The organism is Brachybacterium sp. HMSC06H03 (assembly GCF_001807385.1).
Lineage (GTDB): Bacteria > Actinomycetota > Actinomycetes > Actinomycetales > Dermabacteraceae > Brachybacterium > Brachybacterium conglomeratum.
This window is the reverse complement of sequence record NZ_KV788687.1, coordinates 1-5,124: the sequence shown is the minus strand read 5'-3', so window position 1 is coordinate 5,124 and position 5,124 is coordinate 1. Positions and strand designations below refer to the sequence as shown.

Annotated in this window: 4 protein-coding genes; 3 read left to right on the top strand and 1 reads right to left on the bottom strand. The window is 73.2% G+C overall.

What is annotated here, in order from left to right:
• From HMPREF3159_RS03140 to HMPREF3159_RS03130, 3 genes are all read left to right on the top strand, one after another.
• Positions 1 to 918: C40 family peptidase (locus HMPREF3159_RS03140; protein WP_083305765.1), on the top strand; the 918-nt coding region annotated here is incomplete at its 5' end.
• A gap of 202 nt (positions 919 to 1,120) precedes the next feature.
• Entirely contained in the window at positions 1,121 to 2,533 is a 1,413-nt protein-coding gene (locus HMPREF3159_RS03135) for a beta-N-acetylhexosaminidase (protein WP_070499630.1), read from the top strand.
• A gap of 8 nt (positions 2,534 to 2,541) precedes the next feature.
• Positions 2,542 to 3,159 carry a LytR C-terminal domain-containing protein gene (locus HMPREF3159_RS03130; protein ID WP_070499629.1) on the top strand — a complete coding sequence of 206 codons (618 nt, stop codon included), beginning with the start codon at positions 2,542 to 2,544 and terminating at the stop codon, positions 3,157 to 3,159.
• Between the two features lie 33 nt (positions 3,160 to 3,192).
• On the opposite strand, the gene HMPREF3159_RS03125 is transcribed toward HMPREF3159_RS03130, so the two are convergent.
• A partial coding sequence (locus tag HMPREF3159_RS03125) for an Ig-like domain-containing protein (protein WP_070499628.1) occupies positions 3,193 to 5,124 on the bottom strand: 1,932 nt, incomplete at its 5' end.

Genomic DNA, 5,124 nt, shown 5'->3' with positions numbered 1-5,124 from the left:
TCCGCCGCGCCGTCCGCCGGGACCGCCGCCGCGATCCCCGCGGCCGCGTCCGCCGTCGCGCCCGCCAGCACGCAGTACACCTCGGTGAAGCTGCGGCTCGGCTCCCGCGGCAGCGCCGTCTCCTACCTCCAGCAGCGTCTGAACGCCCACGACGCGAACCTGAAGGTCGACGGAGTGTTCGGCTCCGCGACCCTCCGGGCCGTCAAGAACCGTCAGTCCGCGGCCGGCATCGGCGTCGACGGCGTGGTCGGCCCGAAGACCTGGAACGCCCTGACCGGCGGCTCGTCCTCCGCTCCCGCGGCCGGCTCGTCCTCCTCGCAGCCGAAGCTGCGTCACGGCAGCCGCGGCAGCGCCGTGTCGACCCTGCAGAGCGGGCTCAACGCCCGCGGGGCCGATCTCAAGGTCGACGGCGTCTTCGGCGCCGCCACCGGCTCGGCCGTCCGCTCCCTGCAGTCCGCCGCCGGCATCGGCGTGGACGGAGTGGTCGGCCCGAAGACCTGGAACGCCCTGTACAGCGGCGTGTCGATCCCCTCTGGCGGCACCGGCGCGAGCTCGGGCACCACGGTCAACGGCAGCGCCATCGTCTCCGCGGCCCGCGCCCAGCTCGGGGTCCGCTACAAGTGGGGCGGCTCCACGCCCTCCTCCGGCCTGGACTGCTCCGGCCTCGTGTATCACGCGTACAACCAGGCCGGCATGAACCTGCCGCGCAAGACCGCCAAGGGCTACACCTTCGGCGGGCGGATCATCCCCAAGTCGCAGGCCAAGCCCGGCGACCTCGTGGCCTTCACCGGCAACGACTACGGCCACATGGGGATCTACACCGGCGGCAACGGCATCATCGACGCCTCCGGCTCGCGCCAGCAGGTCGTCGAGCGCACCATCTGGAACGCCCCGCACGTGTTCGTCACCTACCGCTGAGCCGGCGGGAGTCGCGCAGAGGACCATGACGGCCTGCTCGACGCGAGAGCGTCACCGGGAAGGAGCAGGGCGACATGGTGGAGGAGCCCGGTCGGCATCGCCGACCGGGCTCCTCCGCGTCCGGGCCGGTTCGTGCCGCGGGATGTGATCCGCGTGGCAGACTGGTCGGGTCACGAACTCCCACGTCCCTCAGGAGATCCGGATGCCCGACCCCATCGCCCTCGTCCCGCTGCCCCGATCCGTCGTGTGGTCGGAGGGCACCTGGGAGACGACCGACCCGTGGGAGGGTCTCTCCGTCGGCCTCAGCGAGGACCTGCCGGCGACCGAGTACGCCCTCTCCATCTCCCCGCAGGGGGCGGCGCTGAGCGCCGGCAGCGAGGCGGCCCTGGCCGACGGGCGCAACACCTTCGCCCAGATCGTCACCGGGGCCGACGGGTCGATCCCGTGCGTGACCATCGCCGACAGCCCGAAGCACGCCTGGCGCGGCATGCACCTGGACGTCTCGCGCCACTTCCTCCCGGTCGAGGAGATCGAGACCCTCCTGGACGGGATGGCCCTGCACCGCCTGAACGTCCTGCACCTCCATCTCACCGACGACCAGGGATGGCGCGTGGAGATCAAGGGCTACCCGCGCCTGACCGAGGTCGGCGCCTGGCGGGAGCAGACGCTCGTCGGCCACATGAGCGGGGACGAGGAGTCCTGGACCTTCGACGGCGTGCGCCACGGCGGCTCCTACAGCCAGGAGGAGCTCAGGGGCCTCGTCGAGTACGCGCGGCGCCGCGGGATCATGATCGTCCCCGAGATCGACCTGCCCGGGCACATGCAGGCCGCCGTCGCCGCCTATCCGGAGCTGGGGAACTTCCCCGAGCAGCAGGTGGGCGTGCGCGAGGTGTGGGGGATCTCCGACCACGTGCTCGGCGTCTCGGACCAGGTGTTCGACTTCCTGCGCGACGTGCTCACGCAGGTCGCCGGCATCTTCCCCGCCCCCTACGTGCACATCGGCGGCGACGAGTGCCCCACCGGCGAGTGGGAGCGCTCCTCCCAGGCCCGCGCCCGCATGAACGAGTGGGGGCTGACCCGTGTCTCGGAGATCCAGGGACGCTTCACGACCTTCGCCTCCGAGGTGCTCGCCGAGCAGGGCAAGCGCGCGATCGCCTGGGACGAGGTCCTGGAGACCCATCTGCCCGACGACACCGTGATCATGAACTGGCGCGGACCCGCGGGCGTCGGGGAGGCCACCTCGCGCGGCTTCCAGACGATCGTGGCGACCTCCGACCTGCTCTACTTCGACCACTACCAGGCGGACCCGGCCGACGAGCCGCTCGCCATCGGCGGGAGGACCACGCTCGAGGACGTGTACACCGGTCGCCTGCTGCCCAAGAAGATGAGCGCGGAGCAGGAGCGTCTGGTGATGGGCCTGCAGGCACAGCTGTGGACCGAGTACCTGCCCGACGCCGGCGCCGTCCAGTACATGGCCTTCCCGCGCCTGTGCGCCTTCGCCGAGCGGGCGTGGGGCTCTCCCGAGCAGAGCTGGGACGAGTTCCAGGAGCGCCTGCGCGCCCACCTGCCGCGCCTGGACGCCTTCGGGATCCGGTACCGCCCGCTCGACGACTGACACCTGCGATGCCCACCTCTCACCGCGACGCGCACCCCTACGGCCGCTCGGCCGACGACGTGCGCCGTCGCGACACGCGGCTGCGTCGCATGCGCCGGCTCCGTGCGACGCAGCTGGCGTTCTTCTCGGTGCTCGCCGTGGCGCTGATCGCCGTGGGCGTGTACGCGGTGGGCGAGCTGCGCGAGCCGGTCGAGGAACCCGGGATGATCGCGCCGAAGGAGATCGGTCCGGACCCGGTCGCCGTGGAGTGCCCCGACGAGGGCGCCGTGCCGCTCCCGCCCGCGGAGGTGACGGTCAGCGTGCTGAACGGGACCACCCGCAGCGGGCTCGCCGGCGAGGTCGCGCACGAGCTCGGAGGGCGCGGCTACGAGACCGGCGAGCCGGGCAACACCCGCAGCGCGAGCGGCCCTGCCACGATCGTCCACGGGCCGGCCGGCTTTCTCGCGGCCCAGTCCGTGCGCGCCCAGCTCGCCACGGCCGACTTCGAGCCCGTGCTGAAGCTCGACGAGGCGAAGAAGGGCACCGGCGTGGATCTGCTGCTCGGCGACGGCTTCACGGTCCTCGCGCCGGCGCCCGCGGCCGCCGATGCGCTGAAGGCGCCGGTCCCGGCGCCCGAAGGCTGCTGAGCCGGAGCTCCCGCGCGGCGGCGGTCCCCCGGGTCAGTCCTCCCAGTCCCGGCGATCGACCTCGCTCCGCGTCCCGGTCCACAGCGAGATCGCGCCGCCGAAGAGCAGCAGCATCACGATCGTGCCGAAGACCAGCGCGGTGCTGGGCGAGGAGGGCATCAGCCCGGCCAGCACGCTGTTGATGCCGGAGACCTCGGGGCCCGACTCACCGGCGGCGGCCAGGCCCGGGTCGACGTCGACCGCGAGGCTCGCCCCCGCGGGGATGCCGGTGCTGTCGACCACGTGGTAGGTGATCGTGGAGGTGCGCCCCGAGAAGCCCTCCTCCGGGGTGAAGGTCACCGCGCCGTTGCCGCTGACGGTGAACTCCCCCTCCCCCGGGATCACGAGGCGCTTGCCGCGCCCGTCGCGGAGGTCGGCGAGGTTGGTCGCCTCCAGGGCGCTGATCTCCACCGTGGCCGGCTCGAGGGGCTGCGAGCCGCTGCCGGCGGTGTCGTTGCCGAGCACGTCCACGGAGACCGGGATGCCCGGTGCGGTGCGCGCCTCGTCGTCGCGCAGGGTCGCGACGATCGGCGAGTAGATCGCCGTGAGCGAGGCGCTGACGGGGTTGTCGGCGTAGACGCCGCGGGCGGTGATCGCCACCGGATCGGCCGTGCCCTCGAAGCCCTCCTGCGGGGTCAGGGTGACGGTGCGGGACTCGAGGTCGATCCGCCAGGTGCCCTGGTCCGGGACCGTCAGCGTCGTCCCGTCGGCCGAGACCTCGGCCCCCTCGGGGGCCTCGGCGACGTCGAAGCGCAGCGAGTCCGAGCGCACGTCGCGGATGCCGGTGCTGAGGTCGAAGACGATCTCGGTGCCGGGCAGGGCCGCCTGCTGCCGGGAGAAGAGCACGGGATAGGCGGTGCTCAGCAGCGCGGTCGCGGCCGTCGCACCCTCGCCGTCGCCGCCGGTGATGCCCATCGGCGCGACCACGCGCACCTCGTCGCTCTCCGGGGAGAAGCGGACCGTGGCCGTGGCGCGGTCCAGCGTCCACACGCCCACGTCCTGCTCGGTCACGCGGGTGCCGTCGGCGGAGGCCTCGTAGGCCCCCTGGTCGCCGAGGGGCTCCAGGCGCAGCGTGGTCGGGTCCACGTTCTGCTGCCCCTCCCCCACCACGAACACGATGTCCTCGCCGAAGGGTGCGGAGCGGTCGAGGTCGGAGATGATCGGGATGGTGAGGGTGACCGTCCCGGCGCGCTCGACGGCGCCCTCCTCGTCCTCGACCACGTAGAGGACCGGGTTGAGCTGACGGCCGAGGTCGGGGCCCGCGGGGGTGTGGGTGAGGCTGCGGCGATCGCTCGAGAGCTGCCAGGTGCCCTGGTCGGGGATGGTCGCACGACTGCCGTCGAGTCCGACGGTCGAGCCGGCCGGGAGGTCCGCGAGCTCGAGCCGCACGGCCCCGTCCTCGGGCAGGTCGCCGGGCAGCTCCACCGTCGTGGCCTCCCCGGCGGAGCCGTGCGCATCGAGCCGCTCGAGCTCGAGCAGCTCGGGCGTCAGCAGCACGGGCAGGGAGCGGCTGTCGTGGAGGCTCCCGATGGTCAGGGCGATCGGGGTGCTGGGACCCTGCACCCCGAGCAGCGGCGTGAACACCAGCTCCTGGCCCAGCAGCGTCCAGGTGCCCTCCCCGGCGACCGCGATGCTGAGCGAGTCCTCCCCCAGCTCCATCGTCGAGCGGGCCGCCTCGTCGAGCTCCTCGGGCACGGCGAGGCGTGCGGAGTCCGGGTCGACCTGGTCCTCGACGTCGTCGGCGACCAGTGCGCGCAGCGGGATCCGCGTGACCGTCCCGGGAATCATCGAGAGGGTCTGCGTCTGGGCGGGGAACTCGAAGGGGCCGTCCTCCCCGAGCGCCGACGCGGCCGGCGCGAGCGATATCGCTAGCGCGGCGGAGGCCAGGAGCGCCGCCGCGCGGGTCAGCGGCCGTGGCCCGCACGC

What these genes read in the sequence shown, in the direction of transcription:
- HMPREF3159_RS03135 (WP_070499630.1), top strand. Translation starts at nt 1,121, where the DNA reads ATGCCCGACCCCATCGCCCTCGTCCCGCTGCCCCGATCCGTCGTGTGG.
- HMPREF3159_RS03130 (WP_070499629.1), top strand. Translation starts at nt 2,542, where the DNA reads ATGCCCACCTCTCACCGCGACGCGCACCCCTACGGCCGCTCGGCCGAC.